Source organism: Thiomicrorhabdus sp. (genome assembly GCF_041583835.1).
Lineage (GTDB): Bacteria > Pseudomonadota > Gammaproteobacteria > Thiomicrospirales > Thiomicrospiraceae > Thiomicrorhabdus.
On record NZ_JBFHFC010000007.1, the window covers coordinates 24962 to 44179 of the forward strand.

Annotated in this window: 20 protein-coding genes; 10 read left to right on the forward strand and 10 right to left on the reverse strand. The window is 46.8% G+C overall.

Translation table 11 applies throughout. From position 1 onward, the window contains the following. Nucleotides 1-930, reverse strand: coding sequence for a hypothetical protein (locus tag ABY044_RS05420; RefSeq protein ID WP_373018957.1), 930 nt, complete (start codon nucleotides 928-930; stop codon nucleotides 1-3). 210 nt (nucleotides 931-1140) lie between these two features. On the opposite strand from ABY044_RS05420, the gene ABY044_RS05425 reads away from it, so the two are divergent. From ABY044_RS05425 to ABY044_RS05450, 6 genes are all read left to right on the forward strand, one after another. Then, on the forward strand, nucleotides 1141-1788 hold the full coding sequence (locus tag ABY044_RS05425; protein WP_373018959.1) for a protein-L-isoaspartate O-methyltransferase: 648 nt from the start codon (nucleotides 1141-1143) through the stop codon (nucleotides 1786-1788). Between the two features lie 455 nt (nucleotides 1789-2243). Continuing rightward, entirely contained in the window at nucleotides 2244-3701 is a 1458-nt protein-coding gene (locus ABY044_RS05430) for a cytochrome c (protein WP_373018961.1), read from the forward strand. Beyond that, nucleotides 3701-4948: a hypothetical protein gene (locus tag ABY044_RS05435; RefSeq protein WP_373018963.1), complete on the forward strand. Its 1248-nt coding sequence runs from the start codon at nucleotides 3701-3703 to the stop codon at nucleotides 4946-4948. Before ABY044_RS05430 ends, ABY044_RS05435 begins: the two co-directional genes overlap by 1 nt. A gap of 10 nt (nucleotides 4949-4958) precedes the next feature. Further along, the gene (locus tag ABY044_RS05440; RefSeq protein ID WP_373018965.1) at nucleotides 4959-5345 is read left to right on the forward strand and encodes a cytochrome c; all 387 of its coding nucleotides are present in this window, start codon (nucleotides 4959-4961) and stop codon (nucleotides 5343-5345) included. Beyond that, nucleotides 5342-6673 (forward strand): FCSD flavin-binding domain-containing protein, encoded by a 1332-nt coding sequence (locus ABY044_RS05445; RefSeq protein ID WP_373018967.1) that lies wholly within the window; start codon nucleotides 5342-5344, stop codon nucleotides 6671-6673. The genes ABY044_RS05440 and ABY044_RS05445 overlap by 4 nt, the downstream gene beginning before the upstream one ends. A 23-nt stretch (nucleotides 6674-6696) precedes the next feature. Further along, a complete protein-coding gene (locus ABY044_RS05450; RefSeq protein WP_373018969.1) occupies nucleotides 6697-7407 on the forward strand; it encodes a cytochrome c in 711 nt (236 codons plus the stop codon). A 210-nt stretch (nucleotides 7408-7617) separates the two neighbouring features. Here ABY044_RS05450 and hxpB read toward each other — a convergent pair whose 3' ends face one another. The 8 genes from hxpB to orn all read right to left on the reverse strand — a co-directional run bounded on the left by hxpB (nucleotide 7618) and on the right by orn (nucleotide 15621). After that, on the reverse strand, nucleotides 7618-8283 hold the full coding sequence (gene hxpB, locus ABY044_RS05455; RefSeq protein WP_373018971.1) for a hexitol phosphatase HxpB: 666 nt from the start codon (nucleotides 8281-8283) through the stop codon (nucleotides 7618-7620). A 76-nt stretch (nucleotides 8284-8359) separates the two neighbouring features. After that, complete coding sequence (locus ABY044_RS05460; RefSeq protein WP_373018973.1) at nucleotides 8360-8839, reverse strand: GNAT family N-acetyltransferase; 480 nt, start codon at nucleotides 8837-8839, stop codon at nucleotides 8360-8362. Nucleotides 8840-8991: 152 nt separating this feature from the next. Continuing rightward, nucleotides 8992-9747, reverse strand: coding sequence for a hypothetical protein (locus ABY044_RS05465; protein WP_373018975.1), 756 nt, complete (start codon nucleotides 9745-9747; stop codon nucleotides 8992-8994). 166 nt (nucleotides 9748-9913) lie between these two features. Continuing rightward, entirely contained in the window at nucleotides 9914-11155 is a 1242-nt protein-coding gene (locus ABY044_RS05470; protein ID WP_373018977.1) for an OFA family MFS transporter, read from the reverse strand. 328 nt (nucleotides 11156-11483) lie between these two features. Then, the gene (ilvC, locus tag ABY044_RS05475; RefSeq protein ID WP_373018979.1) at nucleotides 11484-12500 is read right to left on the reverse strand and encodes a ketol-acid reductoisomerase; all 1017 of its coding nucleotides are present in this window, start codon (nucleotides 12498-12500) and stop codon (nucleotides 11484-11486) included. Nucleotides 12501-12628: 128 nt separating this feature from the next. After that, nucleotides 12629-13120, reverse strand: a complete 492-nt coding sequence (gene ilvN, locus ABY044_RS05480; protein ID WP_373018981.1) for an acetolactate synthase small subunit — start codon at nucleotides 13118-13120, stop codon at nucleotides 12629-12631. A gap of 10 nt (nucleotides 13121-13130) precedes the next feature. After that, nucleotides 13131-14834, reverse strand: coding sequence for an acetolactate synthase 3 large subunit (locus ABY044_RS05485; protein WP_373018983.1), 1704 nt, complete (start codon nucleotides 14832-14834; stop codon nucleotides 13131-13133). A gap of 238 nt (nucleotides 14835-15072) precedes the next feature. Further along, entirely contained in the window at nucleotides 15073-15621 is a 549-nt protein-coding gene (gene orn, locus ABY044_RS05490; RefSeq protein ID WP_373018985.1) for an oligoribonuclease, read from the reverse strand. Between the two features lie 64 nt (nucleotides 15622-15685). On the opposite strand from orn, the gene ABY044_RS05495 reads away from it, so the two are divergent. The 3 genes from ABY044_RS05495 to rsgA are packed head-to-tail and all read left to right on the forward strand — an operon-like array spanning nucleotide 15686 to nucleotide 18390. Then, nucleotides 15686-16963: a M48 family metallopeptidase gene (locus ABY044_RS05495; protein WP_373018987.1), complete on the forward strand. Its 1278-nt coding sequence runs from the start codon at nucleotides 15686-15688 to the stop codon at nucleotides 16961-16963. Further along, the gene (locus ABY044_RS05500) at nucleotides 16963-17316 is read left to right on the forward strand and encodes a 4a-hydroxytetrahydrobiopterin dehydratase (protein ID WP_373018989.1); all 354 of its coding nucleotides are present in this window, start codon (nucleotides 16963-16965) and stop codon (nucleotides 17314-17316) included. The genes ABY044_RS05495 and ABY044_RS05500 overlap by 1 nt, the downstream gene beginning before the upstream one ends. Before the next feature lie 24 nt (nucleotides 17317-17340). Beyond that, nucleotides 17341-18390: a small ribosomal subunit biogenesis GTPase RsgA gene (gene rsgA / locus ABY044_RS05505; RefSeq protein ID WP_373018991.1), complete on the forward strand. Its 1050-nt coding sequence runs from the start codon at nucleotides 17341-17343 to the stop codon at nucleotides 18388-18390. Nucleotides 18391-18432: 42 nt separating this feature from the next. Here the strand turns inward: rsgA and ABY044_RS05510 are convergent, their stop codons facing one another. Further along, entirely contained in the window at nucleotides 18433-18606 is a 174-nt protein-coding gene (locus ABY044_RS05510; protein ID WP_373018993.1) for a hypothetical protein, read from the reverse strand. 257 nt (nucleotides 18607-18863) lie between these two features. Here ABY044_RS05510 and ABY044_RS05515 point away from each other — a divergent pair, with 257 nt between their 5' ends. Next, the gene (locus ABY044_RS05515; protein ID WP_373018995.1) at nucleotides 18864-19169 is read left to right on the forward strand and encodes a cytochrome c; all 306 of its coding nucleotides are present in this window, start codon (nucleotides 18864-18866) and stop codon (nucleotides 19167-19169) included. Nucleotides 19170-19218 lie beyond the last annotated feature (49 nt).

The following is a 19218-nucleotide window of genomic DNA, read 5'->3' on the forward strand; positions in this document are numbered from 1 at the left end:
TTAAAGTCGTCTTGGAGCGGACATCCACGCTTCAAGCGATTCTTCACCCAACACATTCATAAAAAACAACAACAAACGGTAAACCGTTCTTACCGAATCCAATTCCGGCAAATCCCGGTATTCAATATATGCATCTATAAAGCCCTGCCACAAGGATTCGTCCAAAAGATATTCCAACAATACAAATTCCAGTTCCCGCGCACCCCACACCATCGCATCCAAATCGACCAAAGCGTGCAACTGCTGTTGGTGAATTAAAAACTGATCCCAACGCAGGTCGAGCATAATCGGCACAAACTCTTTTTCATCTCCCGAAAAAGTGCGCTCAAACGCTTCCAGTTCCAACCGATAAGCTTCTACCGAAACCGCTTTTTGTCGAGCCAACTGCACAACGGCATTAAGCACTCCGCCCGTCCATCGATCGGCCGAATTCTGCGGCGCGAACAGCACGCCAAACCGTTCCGATTTGTGCCGATGCAAACTGCCCACATGATGCCCTAACCGGGCCGCGACCTCTTTGGTAAGTTGCTCTCCTTGCACTTCCAGACCGGGTAATTTACGCGTCAACAAACAACCGGCAAAATCCTCATGACTGGAACGGGCGGCAACCAACGGCGGAACTTTCAAAGGACTCCATTGCGAAACCAACTCGTAAACTTTGACATAATCGGCCATTTGATGCGGAAAAGAAACGCCAAACAAGACCTTCATCCCCTGCCAGAATTCCGAACTTTCAATATCCAGCGGATGGCACAGTTTCAGTATCGCCTCTTCGTTACCGCCGTCAGTCCGGTAATTGACCGTCCACAACCGGTTGGTACTGTCTTCGAATTTAGGCGGCACAACTTCATAAGCGGTTAATTCGGGTAATTCACCGCGCTGCCGTTCGGATAACCGGTGATAGGGATGTTGGGAATTAAGCATATTCATTTCGCAATCATAACATTGCAGACAAAAACTCTGGAATAACAATCTAGGTAACGCCGATAAAAATCAGGCGGATATTAAGTAAACGTTTTCTTATATTTTTATATATAATGAGCGGCTGAATTATAAATATTGAACACACCCAGGCGCATATGACTATTCGTAATATCAATGTCGCTTGTTGTAGAAATAGCTTATTTAAAGGAACCTGTTATGAATTTTGATCAAGCTCGTTTTTTCATGGTAGAACAACAAATTCGTCCGTGGGATGTACTTGACCAAAAAGTTCTTGATCTGTTTCTTGAAGTGCCTCGTCACCAGTTTGTCGAGGATTCAAAACAGTCTTTGGCTTACAGCGATATCGAACTGCCGATCGGTCACGACGAAGTGATGATGGCCCCAAAAGTGGAAGCCAAATTATTACAGGCCTTGGACATCGACGACACCGACACCGTACTTGAAGTCGGAACCGGGAGCGGTTTCATGACCGCTTTAATGGCAAGTTTAGGTGAATCCGTTACAACGGTTGAAATCCATGAAGATCTTCAGCAAATCGCCAAAGAGCGCCTGAAAGATTACAACAACATCGATTTCCAGATCGGCGACGCCAGCCAGGATTGGAACGACGGTAAACTTTACGATGTAATCGTATTGACCGGCTCGGTTGCAACTATCCCGCAAGCCTATAAAGAAAAACTCAACCTGGGCGGCCGACTAGCGGTTATTTGCGGACAATCTCCGGCAATGACGGCAGAGGTGCTGACGCGCATCAGCGAATCGGAATGGGAAACGGAAAGCTTGTTCGAAACCGACTTAAAAGCCCTAGTCAACGCTCAAATGCCGGACAGCTTCACCCTATAAACGACTAATCGATGACAACGCCCGGACGGCTTTAAGATTAATCCCTAAAAGTCCGCTCGCAAACAAGTATCATTCGAATTGAAAAGTCTAAAGGCCGGAAAACACTCCGGCCTTTTTAATACCTGTAATAACCGCCTGACGCCGACTTAACACCTGGCCGAAATACATTCCCCTTTTTAAAAAACGCATTTTCAGTCCCTTTTAATCACCGTTCATAGATCCTCCCGACCTAACGGCATTTACGACTCAACACACCGCCAATTTATTTTTTTTACACCTTTGCCATTGTGTTTCACACTCCAATGTGTAATATCGATTACTGAAACAACCATAAGTATTTTAATGTATCTCTCATAAAATATTTTGAACACACATAAGCCCTCTTTTTCCTACAATACAGCTTACATAACTTATGCTTATGCCACATAAACTAAACTAATCGTAAGGAAATCCCAATGGATCTTATTAGCCTTTATCCAACTTGGTACGAACCCACCGTAGGTTCGGGCTGGGTGGTTGCCTTGATTGCAACCTTCCACGTACTCGCCTCGCATACCTCGGTAGGAGCTGCTCTACTATTCGCTTACCTTTCTCATAAAGCTTACAGAGAAGATCGTGAGGACTTACTGGATTTTGTTAAGAAATACGGCTTGTTCTTGCTGGTCTTTACTTACGTTGCCGGTTCAATCACCGGACCTGGTATTTGGTATTCGACCACCGTCGCCAGCCCGAACGGCATCGGCGCTCTGATTCATTCGTTCGTGTGGAAATGGGCGACCGAATGGGTCTTCTTCGTCATCGAAGTGGTCGGTGTTTATATGATTGTCTACCTAGTGGGTCGAGTCGATAAAAAGACCCATATGAAAATCTCGGTCATCTTCGGTTTGGCCTCACTGGCAACCATGGTGATTATCGTCGGTATCCTATCTTTCATGATGCTACCGGGTAAAGAACAGTGGTTTACCGAAGGCGGTTATCTGAACGGTTTCTACGGAACCAATACCTTCATCCAACTAGGAATGCGTGTCGCTTTCATGTTCACCATGACGGCCGTTGTCGGGGGCATTGTCGTTGCGGGTATTAAAGACCCTGCATTCAAAAAAGAGATGGCGCGTAAGCTGGGTTGGCTTGGGATTATCTCAACCTTGATCGGTGCGGCAATGTTTCAATGGTATCTGACTTCGGTTCCGGATCAGGCCTTACTGGTTATGGAAAACCGTCTACCGGATTACTTTATTCCAAGTATCGTAGCCGTATTGGCGGGTACTCTGGCGTACTTCATCATCACCATGCTACAGCCTAAAACGCTGGTAACCGGGTTTGCTGGCTTTATGTCCGTAACCATTCTGGTCGCCGGTTTATGGCCGGAAGAGACGGCGCGAGAATCCATGCGTAAACCTTGGGTAGCCGGTCAATACGTCTACTCGAATCAGGTCATCGGACGCGACGTTCCGGGCATGAGCATCAAATCCCAATTACCGACCATCGAAAAAGTCGGGATTTTAAAGGCGCATCCGTTTACACCGGCTGAATTAAAAGAAGTCAACGACCAGAACATGATTCAAGCCGGGGAATTCATTGCCATGGTGTACTGCTCTAACTGCCATTCGCCTAGCAAAACCGGGATTCGCCCTCTGTACCGTTATTTCCCTGACGGAATCACTCAGGAGCGTATGGAGAAATATGTAAAAGGTGTTCTCACAACAGGAAACATCGCTTACATGCCGAAAATGCCAATGTTGGATTCTGAAGTGAAAGCTCTGTCCGCTTATTTGGTCATGAATAAAGAAGGCGGGCAAGATGCCGTTGTCGCCGCCATCAAACAAGAAGTGGAAAACCGCAATCGCGCTCTGGCTGAAAAACAAGCCGCCGATAAAGTTGCCGCTCTGACTCTTCCACAGGAGGTGAAATAATGGACGCTTCTCAAGTCGCTCAAGTTACCGAGATGATGTACGCCCTGCGCAATCCGGCGGGCGTACCTACTTACCCGATCATTTTCATCGGATTAGGCGTATTGACCTTTGCCCTGCACATTCTGTTCGTACAGCTTATGCTCGGCACTTCCGCAATCACTCTGTTCGGCGCTTTCAGCCAGAATTTCTACTGGCGTCGGTTAGGGGCCGCCATGCTCGAGATCGCCAAGGTTTCGGTGTCGGTCGCCATCGTTATCGGGGTTGCGCCGTTACTGTTCGTACAGGTGGTATACGATCCGCACTGGTACACTTCCAACGTACTTTCGGCGCAATGGGTTATCGGCTTTATCGTTATTCTAATTTTGGCTTACTGGGCAATGTACTTCTACTACTTCCAGAACAGCAAGAACGCCGACAAAACCGTTCAACCTAAATCACGTTGGTCGATGATTCTAAGCTTGATTTTGATGCTGACCGTCGGATTTATCATGCACAGTTTAACCAGCGCAATCCTGCATCCTGAACTGTGGAAAGAATGGTATATGCAAAACGGCGTTCTCGATTATTCCGGTTCCAAACTGCATGCTTATAACATCTGGCGATTTGCGTTCTTCATCAGCTTAGCGATTCCGGTTACCGGGGGCATGCTGGTTACTTACCGACGCTTTAAATCGGTTCGCGAAGATGCCGACCACGACTACCTGAACTGGGCAGCCGATTTAGGTAAAAAATGGATTAAAGTCGGTTCCGTTATCTCTGCGATTTTATATGTTGCCTGGATGATGACCCTTCCGGAAACAGCCGGTGATTTTGCAACCTCTTTCTGGGGAATTGCAGGTGGTATCGCGGTGATCTTCTACGCCTTATGGGCCATGATTCGTCTACGCGGTGAAGCACGCTTCTGCAGCTACATGGCATTGCCGATGGCTTTAGTGGTCGGTTTAGTGGTCGCCATCTCTCGCGAGATGTTGCGCTACGGCATACTGAACGACTTCTTCCACTATGACTTCATGGATTACAAAGTGGTCATGGATTGGTATTCGACAGGTCTGTTCTTCCTGACTTTCGCAATCGTCGGCGGGGTTGTATTGAGCTACTTCCTAACCGTCGCCTGGAAAACAGGTCAAACCGTCGGTGTCTATACACCAAGTGCCACTGTCGATCGCCTTGGAACCATCGCCATCTGGATTGTAGCCATTTGGATGGTGCAGTTCTTTGTCGTCGGTTTCTATATTTGGGCGCAGTAAGGAGTCAAACATGAAATTATCGTATTTATTTACACCCGCTTTGGCTTTTGCCTTGATTCAACCTGCGGCCGCCGACGCTCAAAATCCGATCGCCAGCGGTGCAGCGATGGCGTGGCAATGTGCGCCATGCCACGGCACTAACGGACAGGAATTCCTCGAAGCTATGCCGCCGCTGGCCGGCATGCCTGCGGAACAGTTCATTAAAGCCATGATTGCTTATCGTGAAGGCACCCGCCCTGCAATCATCATGGATCGCGTGGCACGCGGTTTTACCGATGCCGAAATCGAAGCCATGGCCTACTGGTTTGAAAAACAACCGGTTAAGCAGTGGGAAAACACCAGCCTCACAGAATCACAAAATGCTCAAAAGTCTAACTCTACCGGAGGTCAACAATGAGCCAACTCGAACACAAAACATTCGACAGCAAAATCACTCGTCGTGACCTAATCAAAGTTTTCGGTGCCACCGCGGTAGCGGGTACCGGAATTTTCGGAGCCAGCAGCAAGGCTTTCGCCAAAGATGCACAGCACGTTGTCGTATTAGGCGGCGGTGTCGGCGGTTCGACCTTTGCCAAATACCTGCGTTTTGCCGATCCTGACGTCAAGATCACCATCATCGAGCAATACCCTGAATACATCACCTGTTTGCGCAGTAACGATGTCATCGTCGGTATGCACACGTTGGATGAACTGACTTTCAATCTGGACACCATCAAATCCAAATACAACGTGAACGTCGTCATCGACAAAGTAATCGGTGCGGATTTTGACAAGAAGACCGTGCGCACGGCCAAAGGCGAAAGCTTCTCTTACGACAAGCTGGTGGTCTCTCCGGGGATCGACTTCAAATTTGAAGATTACGAAGGTTACGATGCCGAATTGGCCGCGGGCAAATTCCCGCACGCATACAAAGCCGGTCCACAGACCCTTGAATTGAGAAGACAGCTATTGGCGATGCCACAGGGCGGAACTGCGATTATCGCCCCCCCTCAAAACCCGTTCCGCTGCCCTCCCGGACCTTATGAGCGTGCGTCGTTCTTTGCGGAATACTTCAAGAAGCATAACCCGACGGCTAAGTTGCTAGTACTGGACCCTAAAGACCGATTCACTAAGGACGGACCTTTCAAGAAAGCCTGGGAACGTCTTTACGGTTACAAAACCGACAACTCATTGATTGACTGGGTCTCCGGCTCAGACGGCGGCCGTGTGGTTGCACTACATGCTAAGGAAATGGTGGTAGAAACCGACGGCGGAGATCATAAAGCCGACGTCATCAACATCATCCCTAACCAACGTGCCGGTAAACTGGCTCAGGAACTTGGCTTGACCAATGCTTCCGGTTGGTGCCCGATCGAACGCAACTCGATGGAATCGTCACTACACAAAGAAGTGTATGTACTGGGTGACAGTAGTATTGCCGATGCCATGCCTAAGTCCGGTTACTCGGCCAACTCTCAGGCAAAAGTCTGCGCTAGAGCCGTAGCCGACAGCTTGAAGGGACAGGCACCGGGTGTCGCGATCTACTCCAACGTTTGTTACAGCTTGGCGGGTGAAAACTACGGGGTCTCCATCGCAGCGATCTACGAGGTACGCGACGGTCTGATCCAGCCAAAAGGGAAATCGGCCGGTGTCTCACCGATTACCGATAAAGCCGCACAACCTATTCTAGAAGCCGTTTATCAGAAAAACTGGCAGCGTGAATTTGTTAAAGACGTATTCTCTTAATGGTTAATGGTGAGGAAAACAACATGATTAGAAAAACCCTATTAACCATCGCCATGGCAAGTATTTCCACGATGGTTTATGCCGGCCACGATGCCAAACCCGAAACGAATCCGTGGAGCAACTTCGGATTGGCCAGTAAATTACAGGAAATGCCGAAAGGCGATCCAATGCGCGGTCAAGACATTCACGCACAGATGATGTGTAACGCGTGTCACGGCGAGAAAGGCGAATCGCCTTCCCGCAACTACGCTTCCTTGAAAGGACAACCTGCGGAATACACCATCAAAATGATGTTGGATTATCAGGACGGTCGTCGTTGGGAAAGCTATAAGCAGGCAAACATCATGGTCAAACTGGCGCGTGCTCTGGACGAACAGCAGATTGCCGACGTTGCGGCATTCTATGCGCAACAGCCGACTGAAAACTGGAAATACGCCAGAGAACTAGATAACGAAATGCACTCCAAAACGGATCGTGTCGTGCGTAAAGGCGATGTTTCTCGTCTGATCACACCTTGCGCTTCGTGTCACGGTGCGCACGGCGAAGGTAACGACATCACGCCGGCATTGGCGGGACAAGTACCTGAATACTTCGTGCGTACAATGAAAGCGTACCAAAGCAAAGATCGCCACAATGACGTTAACGAGGGAATGTCTCAATTCACTCACGAACTGACGGATGCGGAGATCGAAGCTTTAGCCGAATACTACGCCTCTCTCGGCCAACAGCAATAAGGAGGCTGACATGAACGGAATCAAAGCAATCATCTGGGGAATCATCCTGACATTCGGCTCGATCGCACTTATGTGGTGGTTGAGTACCCTGACAGTGGTGAGTTTATAATCTGCCAAACCAAAAAAGCCGCTTTTAAGCGGCTTTTTTTATTACTTTTTTAAACTGGACAGGCCTGTTCGGTTTTTCTTCCGCTCAATTCAAGAATAGAACTAGAGATTACTAGCCAGCATTTTTAAATGCTTATCTTTAAATGCCAGCAAACTCTCAAGTTTCAAATGCGAAACATCAAATTTTGAATGTGCAAATTCTAATTTAGAGGGAACGGCGACAGTTTTCATATTCGCCTCTTTCGCCGCTAGAATTCCGGAAAGAGAATCTTCAAACGCAATGCATTTCTCGGGCGAAACCCGCAGTTTTTTGACGGTAGATAAATAGACTGCCGGATGCGGCTTCCCTTTCTCTTCATGCTCGGAAGAAGAAATGGCTTGGAAATAGTCCACAATACCCAACTTTTTCAAAACGACAGGAATAAGTCGGTGAGGCGAATTGGTAGACAGACCGATTTTTAAGTTGTTCTTATGGAATAGCTCCAAGATCTCGTTAACCCCTTCCATCGCCACACCCTTTTCGGTGATCAAGGATTCAACACACTCAACTACTTCATTTTCGACTTGTTCCAGACTCTTGCCCGTCCAAGGACAATGACTGTACCAAAACCGCGTGACCTCATCGGTTGTCATCGACGCCGTTTTAGCGGACAGCTCTTCATTAACATCAACGCCAACAGACGAAAAAACCTGCTCTTCCGCCTCTTTCCACATAGGCTCCGAATCAATCAGTGTTCCGTCCATGTCAAAAATCACGGCTTGTATCATGTGCCACCAACCCCAAATAAAATTGAGGATATATTTTCTCACAATCCTTCAAGGCGTTGTAACTGAACAGACCTTGTTATCGCTCATACACCCAAAAGACAATCTCGTTTTTAACCATCTCGCCTTTTCGTGTAAAACCCAACGACTCGTACAGATGCTGAGCTTCCACCATGGGTTTCTGAGTCCATAAGACAATCTTTGACCATTCATTCTGTTCAGCCGTTTCTATGACCTTAGAAACCAACTCTCGACCCAAGCCCACGCCTCTGAATTTTGTCTTAACGCCCAACAAATGCACTTCACATTCATTCTCCTTCGCCCTGACAATCATGCCTGAACCCGGTGGGACAAGAACAACCATCCCTGCGAATTCTTTTGTTTCGAGTTCACGAGCCGCAAACAATATCCCTCGTGTTTTGACCGATAAAGGATTAAAGACCGATTCAGCAACGTCAGCCGAAACAAAGCCGCCTTGTACGTAAACCTCGAATAACAGATCAAATATTTCCTCATCTGTTATTTTCAACTTTTCGTGACTGTCGATTAAAAAGTTCAACGAACCATCCCCATTACTTTCAAACCCACTTCATACTATTCCCAAACCTGCAAAATATCCACGCATTAAAAAAGCCGCTCTTAATTGCGGCTTTTTAAATTGAGCATGCCTATTCAATTTAAATTGTTAAAACATGTTTACAAAGTTAAAAGTTAAATAAACTTTCCTTTAATAACCGTAGCTATAGAACCTGGTCCCTTTGACATCAAAGACTCACTATCCAAGCCTTTCTGTTCTGACTGTTCTCTAATTTGAGATTCAACATGGGCTCTTACCGATGTATCGAACAGGTGTACAATTTCTCGTAAATGTCTAACCAAAGCACTTATATCAAGAGTGGAATCAAAAGCAGTAAACTCAAACATACCCACAGGTAAATCTAGAATCTTTCCTGAAGAAAGGTTTGCAACAGGCCATTTATGAGAAGAATGGGTTAAAGACCCTGCTGTCATTGTATATATCATACAATCATCAACATTCACTCCTTCATCTTCAAGCTCAAACTTACCGAACGAAAACACCCCATATACAGGAATGACACTCCCTTTCTTAGCAGCTTTATTCGATATATTTTCTGGCAGGTGATCCATCCCATTCCTCATATTTGGTACTGACCCAGTAACATCCAAGAAACGTTCAATAACCACATGATTTTTAATAGTTTTAAACAACCTTCGAAGATTATATGCCTGATCTACAATTGACCATAAATTCAAAAATAATTCCAGTCGCTCTTGATAGGGTGCATTAATAAAATAAACCTCATCACAATTTTCCGCCCACTTTGATACTTGATAATGCTTCAAATAAATAGCATCAATTGAAAACGCAATTGCTTCCAATTCCATTATCGTTTTAGTCTCTAGCGAAAAAGGTATATTTCTTAGAAATGAATTTTCAGGAATCATGAGTTAACAAGCCTTCTTAAATATCTACCTACTTGAACTTATCGTAAAAGATACTAAACATATACTCCAATGCTAAATTACATTTAGCAAAAACAAAAAAGCCGAATCATTTCTGACTCGGCTTTCTTAAAACTTCAGCTTTGTATGAAGCGCTAATATTTGTTTATTACGCTACATTCTGTTTCTTCTGAATGGATTTAATGTTGATTAACATGGCGATAGAGATCAACAATGCAACCACAAAGAATCCTGAGAATACATACAGTGTTTCAGCATAGGAACCGGTGGCGTCTTTGACCATAGAGATAATCAGCGGCCCCACCAAACCGGCTGCAGCCCAGGCGGTTAGGATATAGCCGTGAATCGCACCCAATTCTTTGGTTCCGAAGATGTCTCCGATATACGCCGGAATGGACGCAAAGCCACCGCCGTAACAAGACATGATGAAATACAGAATTACTTGGAAGATGATGATTTCGGTAATCGACGGCAAAACATAAAACGCCACTGCTTGAGTTGCAAAGAAGGTGATATAGACCACCGGTCTGGTTAGATAATCCGATAACGACGCCCAGAAAATTCGACCTGCACCGTTAAAGATCCCCATTAGACCGACCGCTGCAGCGGCTGCAATTGCAGAGACGCCAAGCACTTCCTGCAATAGTGGCGAGGCCACCCCGATAATCGCGATACCGCAAGTTACGTTGATAAACAGCATCAGCCATAAACCGTAAAATCTTGGCGTTTTAACCGCTTCATGCAGCCCTAGCATGGCAAGGTCTTGTTTGATGGTCTTGTGTCCGGCTTCCACCTTTTTCTTGAAGCCTTCAGGCAAATAGCCCTCTTCCGGCTTTTCCAGATACATGGCCGACGCGAACATGATGACGAAATAAGCCGCACCCAAAACGATGAACGTCGAAGCCACTCCGATGGACGAGATCAATACTTTGATGGTTGGTCCCCATACGGCGGATGCAAACCCGAATCCCATAATCGCCAGACCTGTCGCCAAACCTCTCTTGTCCGGGAACCATGTAACCAATGTGGAAACCGGAGCGATATAACCGATCCCCAATCCACATCCTCCCATTACTCCGTAGAAGAAATACAGAAGCATTTTGGATTCCATCAAGATGGCCAGACCTGAGCCCGCAGTACCTAAACCGAATAGTACGGCAGCGATAATCGCGGATACTTTTGGACCGTTCTTCTCTACGAACTTGCCCATCAAGGCCGCAGATAAACCCAAGAAGAAAATCGCGATACTGAATGCGATAGTGACATCGGTTAACGTCCAGTTCATTTCCGCTTTAATCGGATTAACGTAGACGCTCCACGCGTAAACGGAACCGATACAAATATGAACGCCTACTGCGGCCAAGGCCATAAGCCATCTATTTTTTCCCATATAAAACCTCTTAAAATTACTCGTCACGTGCATCAAAATTTAGAGAGGCTAATATCGTAGAAAACAGGCTAATTGTCCATATTTGTAATCAATTATCAGAACCAAAGATTCTTACAGCCATATAAAAAATTACAATTTGCCAGCCGAAACCAAAAATCAAAAGCCAGAAACAAAAAAAGCCGAGTCATTTCTGACTCGGCTTTCTCATAACCAATAATATAAAAGGAGATAGCTTGTTCGAGTTCAAGGCGCTTTTCGAGGAAGTGTACAATGAGTACACGACCCGGAAAGCAACACAGAAATCGGTCAAACTAGACCTTTTAAAAAATTAGTTTTTCTCTTGGTCAACAATCTTGTTCGACGCGATCCAAGGCATCATAGCGCGTAATTTCTTACCAACTACTTCGATACCGTGCTCTGCGTTGTTACGACGTGCAGCCGTCATTGATGGGTAACCAGCTTGTCCTTCAAGGATGAACTGCTTAGCGTACTCACCAGTCTGGATGTTTTTCAATGCCTGACGCATTGCAGCACGTGATTCGTCGTTGATAACGCGAGGACCGGTAACATATTCACCGTACTCAGCGTTGTTAGAGATTGAGTAGTTCATGTCGGCGATACCACCTTCGAACATTAGGTCAACGATCAACTTCAATTCGTGCAAACACTCGAAGTAAGCCATTTCAGGCTCGTAACCCGCTTCAACCAAAGTGTCGAAACCAGCTTTAACAAGCTCAACCGCACCACCACAAAGAACCGCTTGCTCACCGAATAGGTCAGTTTCACACTCGTCACGGAAAGTTGTTTCGATGATACCAGTACGTCCACCACCTACACCAGAAGCGTAAGAAAGAGCGATTGCCTTAGCGTTACCGGAAGCGTCTTGCTCAACTGCGATTAGGTCAGGAATACCGCCGCCACGAACGAATTCAGAACGTACAGTGTGACCAGGTGCCTTAGGAGCGATCATGATAACGTCAAGATCTTTACGAGGCTGGATTTGGTTATAGATGATTGCGAAACCGTGTGCGAATGCAAGTGTAGCACCCTGCTTGATGTTCGGCTCGATCTCTTCTTTGTATAGAACAGACTGGAATTCATCAGGAGTCAAAATCATAACAACGTCAGCACCTGCAACGGCAGTTGCAACATCAGCAGTCTTTAGGCCGTAACCTTCCGCTTTTTTGATTGAAGATGAACCAGGACGCAAACCAACTGTTACGTCAACGCCAGAATCCTGAAGGTTAGCTGCATGAGCGTGACCTTGAGAACCAAAACCGATGATGGCTACTTTCTTACTTTGGATGATTGAAAGGTCACAATCTTTATCGTAATAAACTTGCATTTATCTATTCCTATCTATTATTTTTTGAATTCTTAATTAATGACACTGAGCGCGATCTTTTAGGATCTTGTTGCGCCCGGCGTCAAATTAACTGCTTAATTTAATTGGGGGAATTATCTACAAACCGTTTAGATGTGTAAACACTTTTCTCCGCGCATCACACCGACCGTACCGGAACGTACGGTTTCCAAAATAAGACCTGAATCCAACGCGTCGATAAACGCGTCCAGCTTCTTACTTTCACCAACCATCTGTACCGTATAAGTCGTTGCAGTCACATCGATGATGTCGCCACGGAAGATCTCGGTCAGACGCTTGTATTCGTCACGTGCTTCACCGACGGCGTGCAACTTAATCAACATCAGTTCGCGCTCGATATGTGCGCCTTCAGTCAGATCAAGTACCTTAACTACGTCAATCAGACGGTTAAGGTGCTTCACGATCTGTTCGATCTGCTGCTCGGTACCGCTGGTAACCAACGTCAGACGGGACAAAGACTCGTCTTCGGTCGGTGCAACCGTTAGGGCATGAATGTTATAGCCACGGGCAGAGAACAAACCCGACACGCGCGATAAGGCACCCGACTCATTTTCTATTAACATTGAAATTACATGTTTCATCGAGACACCCCTACACCAAAATCATTTCGTTCAAACCGGCACCGGCCGGAATCATCGGATAGACGTTTTCCTGCTGATCGGTAATGATGTCGATAAACACCAAACGATCTTTGTTCTTTTCGGAGAACGCTTCTTCCAGCTGAGATTTCAGAGTCTTCGGATCTTCAATGCGCATACCGACATGGCCGTAGGATTCCGCCAACTTGACGAAGTCCGGCAAAGATTCCATATAAGACATCGAGTAACGACGCTCATAGAAGAATTCCTGCCACTGACGAACCATTCCCAGGAAGCCGTTGTTCAAACAGACGATCTTCACCGGCAAGCCGTATTGCAAACAGGTCGAAAGTTCTTGGATATTCATTTGAATAGAACCTTCACCGGTCACACAAACAACCGTTGCGTCAGGGAACGCCATTTGAGCACCCATGGCCGCCGGTAAGCCGAAGCCCATGGTTCCGAGACCACCGGAGTTGATCCAGCGACGCGGCTTGTCAAACGGATAGTACTGAGCGGCAAACATCTGGTGCTGACCTACGTCAGACGCCACGTAAGCATCGCCTTTAGTGACTTCCCAAACCGCTTCCATCGCAGCTTGCGGCTTGATCTTGGCACCGGCCGTGTCGTAGCGCAGACACTTGGTCGCACGCCACTCTTCGATTTGCTGCCACCAATCCGCCAACGCTTGTTCGTCGATTTTCAATTTGGTTTTATCCAAAATTGCATTCATTTCGGTCAAGACTTGCTTAACCGGTCCGACGATCGGAATATCGACGATGACGTTTTTAGAGATCGAAGCCGGATCGATGTCGACATGAACGATCTTCGCATCCGGACAGAACTTTTCCAGGTTCCCGGTTACACGATCGTCAAAACGCGCGCCAATTGCAATAATCACGTCACTGTGATGCATCGCCAAGTTCGCTTCATAAGTACCGTGCATTCCCAACATACCTACCGACTGTTTGTCGGAAGCCGGGAAAGCGCCCAAGCCCATTAATGTTTGGGTAATCGGGAAGCCCAACTTGTGGGTTAATTCGGTCAATTCCGCAGAAGCGTCGCCCAAAATGACACCACCACCGGTGTACAGAATTGGTCGCTTGGCAGAAAGCATCATCTCCACCGCTTTCTTAATTTGTCCACTATGGCCCTTAGTTACAGGCAGATAGGAGCGCATCTCAACTTCTTGTGGATAAACATAGGTGCTTTTGGCGTTTTGGATATCTTTTGGAATGTCGACTACAACAGGGCCAGGTCGGCCGGTTGTGGCTAGATAAAATGCTTTTTTGAGCGTACTAGCAAGTTCGTCAACACTCTTGACCAAGAAGTTGTGTTTTACGATCGGTCTTGTAATCCCTACGGTATCGATCTCCTGGAATGCATCCAAACCGATCAGTGCGGTTGGCACCTGACCGGTAATACATACCATTGGAATCGAGTCCATATAGGCCGTTGCGATTCCGGTCACGGCATTGGTTGCACCGGGACCCGACGTTACAAGCACCACTCCTGGTTTACCTGTAGAGCGCGCATAGCCGTCTGCAGCATGCACTGCAGCCTGTTCGTGACGCACCAAAATATGGTTTAATTTTTTAGCGTCCGTATCTAGGGCATCGTAAATTGGTAGAACAGCTCCACCAGGATACCCCCATATATGCTCTACTCCCTCGTCCTCGAGATAATTTACAAGGATCTGGGCACCAGTCATTTCCACAACAATGGTCCTCCAATAAAACCTAAACCAGCCTGCCAATTAAAAACCCATTGAAAAACAAAGGGAAAATTCAGGCAATGGTCAGATATAAACGTTTTAAATACCCGCCGAGATTTGACGACGGGAAAAGGAGGAATTATATAAAATTTTCAACGCTTTTAGAACTCTAAGCGGCGCTTTTTTACCGCTTAAGGGCAAAATAAACCGGCTTAGAGAAAGAATAGGATTATTTACGAGGTTAAATTTCGGATTTGAACAAGTGTTCACGGTAGTGCTTGAGTTCGTCGATCGACTCCATAATGTCGGCCAGAGCCAGATGGGCACCGCTTTTCTTGTGTGACTGATAAACAGTCGGCGCCCAACGGCGCGCCAGTTCTTTCAACGTACTGACATCCAGATTTCGATAATGGAAAAAGGCTTCCAGTGCCGGCATCTGCTCCACCATAAAACGGCGATCCTGACAGATGCTGTTACCGCACATCGGCGATTTTCCGGCCGGAACGTACTGCTTTAAAAATTCGATGGTTTGCTGTTCAGCCTGTTCCATAGTGACCGAACTTTCCTGAACTCGCTTGGTCAAGCCCGAGTTTCCGTGATGGGTCACGCACCAATCGTCCATTAAATCCAAGTCGGTCTGCTCTGTCTGTACCGCAATGACCGGCCCTTCCGCCAACACATTCAATTCACTGTCGGTCACCACTGTGGCGATTTCAATAATTCGATGGGTTTTGGGATCAAGCCCGGTCATTTCCAGATCAATCCAAATTAAATTCTTATCCGACTTCATAAATCTTTCTCTTATCACTTACAATATGCGGTTATATTAACCGAAAAAACAAGAAAGAAAACCCATGAACTGGATCACCCAACTGTTTCTTACCGCTTTGATTTTAAACCTACTGATCGAAGCCTGGTTAAATATCAAAAACCAATTTCATATCCGCCAACACCGCGACCAAGTCCCTGATGAATTCAGCGAAGTCGTGACATTGGAAGCGCATCAAAAAGCCGCTGATTACAGCCGCGCCAAATTACAACTGGGGCGCATGGGACTCTTCTACGATGCGGCTATTTTGGCCTTTATGACGATCGGCGGCGGCTTCCAGGACATTTACAACCTGTGGTTAAACACATCGCTGGAACCAATCTGGCGCGATGTCGGTTTCTTACTTTCCACTCTGTGGTTCCTGTCGTTATTACACCTGCCGTTTTCACTTATCAGCACCTTCAAAATCGAAGCGGATTTCGGTTTCAATAAAACCACTCCGGCAAAATTCGTCAGCGACATGGTTAAACAATGGGCATTGATGCTGGCTCTGGGTCTGCCTCTTGTTTGGGTGATCCTGTCGATCATGAACAACTATTTCGAACAGGCCTGGTGGCTGTACACTTGGATTGTCTGGATGGTTTTCCAACTGGTGATCATGTGGGCCTATCCGAAATGGATCGCTCCGATCTTCAACAAGTTCACACCGCTTGAAGACGAGGCCATGAAAACCCGCATCAACAATCTGTTGGAACGTACCGGATTCGAATCCAACGGCATTTTCGTGATGGACGGCTCATCGCGTTCCGGCCACGGTAACGCCTACTTCACCGGCTTCGGCAAGAACAAACGCATTGTATTTTTCGACACTTTGCTTGAAAAACTAACGCCGGAAGAAGTCGAAGCGGTCTTGGCTCACGAACTGGGTCACTTCAAACACGGACACATCAAGCAGCGCCTGATTGAAAGCACCGTTTTAAGTCTGGCCGGATTGGCTTTACTAGGTTGGTTGGCACAACTACCGGAATTTTACATAGGCCTTGGACTAAGCACTCAAACGCCTGCGGCAGCTCTACTGCTGTTCATGACGGCGGTACCTGTCTTGTTCTTCTTCCTAGGCCCGGTCAGTGCCATCAAAAGCCGAAAACACGAATTTGAAGCCGATGCTTTTGCCGCCGAACACGTCGGATCGAAATATCTGGTATCGGCTCTATTGAAAATGTACCGCGATAACGCCAGCACCTTGACGCCTGATCCAAGCTATTCGGCTTACCATGACAGTCATCCGCCGGCGAAAATCCGTATTGACCATTTGAACTCATTGCCAAGCAACGCCCAAGAAGTCTCACTGGAGGTAAAATAATGACAACGGCTAACTCTCTTGTAAACGAACTGTTAAACCAACACTGCGAAGACATTCCAAAAGGCAGCAAAGCTTTGATCATTCCAAGTATCGAAAGCAATCTAAGCCAACTTCAAGGTTGGGAGGCGCCGCTTGACTACGCATCGATCAAAAAGCAATTCCAATTTAAGAACTACCACCAGACGATTGCATTCGTGAATGCGGTGACTTGGGTTGCCAATCGTGAAGACCACCATCCGGAAATCTGTTTCGGTTATAACCAGTGCACCATCACGCTAACAACGCATAACGCCAAAGGCTTAACCATGAACGACATGATCATGGCGGCTAAAATCGACGCGTTATTAGACTAAACATTAAATCGAGTTCATTTCCCGATGGCTAAACGCAAACTCACCACGCAACAAAAACGCCGTGTCAGCGGCAAACGTCAAAAGTCCACGTTGGAAAACGCAACGGGCAAAGAGAACGACGATAAAAGTCTGTTAGGTGAAGAACAAACCGGCCTGGTCATCACCAGCTTCGGTAAACGCGTATTGGTCGAATCCGAGGACGGCGAAGCCTACAACTGTGCCATTCGCCAACATCTAGGCAAATTAGTGGCAGGCGACCGGGTCATCTGGCAAACCGACGTCGAACCACAGAGCGGCGTGGTCGTCAGCGTTTTACCTAGAACTCACGAACTAAGCCGCCCAGGTTTCCGCGGCCAAACCCGCATGGTCGCAGCCAATATCGACTTTATCGGAGTGGTGACGCCGGTCGTCCCGGGCATTCATCCCGACATGATCGACCGCTATCTGGTTGCCGCCAAACAGCTCGACATTCCGGTCGTCATCATTATCAACAAAGTCGACTTATTGGAATCCGAAGAAGATTGGAATGCAGTTGCAGAACTGTTGCAGCCCTATGATGAAATGGGAATTGAATTATTGCCCGCCTCCACCATCTCCAATGAAGGCCTGATGGATCTGCGCGAATTCATGTCCAATAAGAACTCGGTGTTTGTCGGCCCGTCCGGCGCAGGTAAATCGTCGTTAATTAACGCCCTGATTCCGGATTTACAGATTCGCGTCGGTCAGCTTTCCGAAGCTTCAGGCCTGGGGAAACACACCACAACCAACAGCATTCTATACCACCTGCCGGAATCCTCGCCCGGCGCCAACGACGGCGGCAATCTGATAGATTCTCCCGGTGTTCGTCAATTTAGCCCTATGCCTTGCAGCCTTAACGAGCTGGAATCGATGTATCCCGATTTTGCGCCTTTTCTAGGACAGTGTAAATTCAATAACTGCACCCACACGATCGAACCTAAATGCGCGATCAAGCAGGCGGTGGAAGACGGTGAAATCGCTTACTCGCGTTATCAAAGTTTCCAGCGTTTACGTCAAGAATTTAAAGAAATGGAACAGGCGGAAGCGCCAACCTAACCGCTTCCAACCCGTTGAATGAATTTATTCCGGTTAGTCGATTCAAACGTGACTGGTGAACCACACGGAAACACCATACAGCAACAGAGTCGTTCCCATAATCGCGACTACCCAAAATAAAAATACCAGGCCGATATGGGTCGGTTTATTAATCAACTTCAAAACGAACCAGCTAATAACGGTCATTGCAATGACCAATATCCACAATCTAAACAAATCCGATCTCCAAATAAGAATTAAGACGAAACCGCCTTTTGTACCCGCTTATAAAAACGCAAATGACAAGTTCTACAAAACTTTCCGTATAACTTTATCAAAGGTTTTACACAAAGCTTATGGTTTTGTTCACAATTTAGGTTTTTTTTAAGGGTTACTCAAGGTTTCAACCTTGACTCAACCCCCCTTTTCGTTTGTAATTGCATCCAGGGAAAAAACCCGAACTTTTTATCACGTGCTTTTTAGGAGAGTACATTATGAAAAAACTAACTATCGCACTAGCAACTGCTGGTCTTATCTCTTTTGGTGCAGCTGCTCAAGCTGGTGACGCAGCAGCTGGTCAAGGTGCTTACGCAACTTGTGTTGGTTGTCACGGTGCTGCTGGTGAAGGTGGAGTTGGTCCAAAACTAGCTGGTCAGCCAGCTGCGGACATCGCTTCTAAGCTTCACAAGTATAAAGCTGGTGAGCAAATGGGTCCTATGACTTCTATGATGGCTCCAATGGCTGCTGGTCTTTCTGACGCAGACATCGATAACATCGCTGCTTACGTTGCTACTCTATAATTTTTAGAGTTAAGACTGAAAACCGCCCTCAGGTTTACCTCGGGCGGTT

Coding starts and splice junctions, on each gene's coding strand:
- ABY044_RS05420 (WP_373018957.1), bottom strand. CDS start 930: ATGAATATGCTTAATTCCCAACATCCCTATCACCGGTTATCCGAACGG.
- ABY044_RS05425 (WP_373018959.1), top strand. CDS start 1,141: ATGAATTTTGATCAAGCTCGTTTTTTCATGGTAGAACAACAAATTCGT.
- ABY044_RS05430 (WP_373018961.1), top strand. CDS start 2,244: ATGGATCTTATTAGCCTTTATCCAACTTGGTACGAACCCACCGTAGGT.
- ABY044_RS05435 (WP_373018963.1), top strand. CDS start 3,701: ATGGACGCTTCTCAAGTCGCTCAAGTTACCGAGATGATGTACGCCCTG.
- ABY044_RS05440 (WP_373018965.1), top strand. CDS start 4,959: ATGAAATTATCGTATTTATTTACACCCGCTTTGGCTTTTGCCTTGATT.
- ABY044_RS05445 (WP_373018967.1), top strand. CDS start 5,342: ATGAGCCAACTCGAACACAAAACATTCGACAGCAAAATCACTCGTCGT.
- ABY044_RS05450 (WP_373018969.1), top strand. CDS start 6,697: ATGATTAGAAAAACCCTATTAACCATCGCCATGGCAAGTATTTCCACG.
- hxpB (WP_373018971.1), bottom strand. CDS start 8,283: ATGATACAAGCCGTGATTTTTGACATGGACGGAACACTGATTGATTCG.
- ABY044_RS05465 (WP_373018975.1), bottom strand. CDS start 9,747: ATGATTCCTGAAAATTCATTTCTAAGAAATATACCTTTTTCGCTAGAG.
- ABY044_RS05470 (WP_373018977.1), bottom strand. CDS start 11,155: ATGGGAAAAAATAGATGGCTTATGGCCTTGGCCGCAGTAGGCGTTCAT.
- ilvC (WP_373018979.1), bottom strand. CDS start 12,500: ATGCAAGTTTATTACGATAAAGATTGTGACCTTTCAATCATCCAAAGT.
- ilvN (WP_373018981.1), bottom strand. CDS start 13,120: ATGAAACATGTAATTTCAATGTTAATAGAAAATGAGTCGGGTGCCTTA.
- orn (WP_373018985.1), bottom strand. CDS start 15,621: ATGAAGTCGGATAAGAATTTAATTTGGATTGATCTGGAAATGACCGGG.
- ABY044_RS05495 (WP_373018987.1), top strand. CDS start 15,686: ATGAACTGGATCACCCAACTGTTTCTTACCGCTTTGATTTTAAACCTA.
- ABY044_RS05500 (WP_373018989.1), top strand. CDS start 16,963: ATGACAACGGCTAACTCTCTTGTAAACGAACTGTTAAACCAACACTGC.
- rsgA (WP_373018991.1), top strand. CDS start 17,341: ATGGCTAAACGCAAACTCACCACGCAACAAAAACGCCGTGTCAGCGGC.
- ABY044_RS05515 (WP_373018995.1), top strand. CDS start 18,864: ATGAAAAAACTAACTATCGCACTAGCAACTGCTGGTCTTATCTCTTTT.